This is a genomic window from Pedococcus sp. 2YAF34 (assembly GCF_052114585.1).
Taxonomy (GTDB): domain Bacteria; phylum Actinomycetota; class Actinomycetes; order Actinomycetales; family Dermatophilaceae; genus Pedococcus.
Genome location: NZ_JBFRFA010000101.1, coordinates 1 through 459, shown reverse-complemented (window position 1 = coordinate 459; position 459 = coordinate 1). Strand labels below are relative to the sequence as shown.

Below are 459 nucleotides of genomic sequence, written 5' to 3'. Positions count from 1 at the left end.
GACCTGCAGGCCGTGCTTGTCCGCGATGGCCATCAGCTGGTCCATCTTCGCCGGGTGCCCGTACAGGTGGACCGGCATGATCCCGACCGTCCTCTCCGTGACCGCGGCCTCGACCGCAGCCGGGTCCAGGCAGAAGTCGTCGGCCGAGATGTCCGCGAACACCGGGGTCGCCCCCGTCAGCGCGACCGAGTTGGCCGTCGCCGCGAACGTGAACGACGGCACGATCACCTCGTCACCCGCCTTGACCCCGGAGGACAGCAGCCCGAGGTGCTGACCCGAGGTGCCGGAGTTGACCGCGACACACGCCCGCCCGAGGCCGAAGTGCGCGGAGAACTCCTCCTCGAAGGCCTTGACCTCCGGGCCCTGGGCAAGCATGCCGCTGCGCAGGACGCGGTCGACCGCCTCACGCTCCTCGTCGCCGACCAGCGGCTTGGCAGGGGGAATGAACTCGGTCATGGT

The 459-nt window shown here is 69.9% G+C and carries 1 protein-coding gene; it reads right to left on the bottom strand.

Annotated features, from left to right (window positions below; all coding sequences use genetic code 11):
• Positions 1-456 (bottom strand): DegT/DnrJ/EryC1/StrS family aminotransferase (locus AB4Z02_RS19065; protein WP_441972936.1); only part of this gene is annotated, 456 nt, incomplete at its 3' end.
• Positions 457-459: the final 3 nt, after the last annotated feature.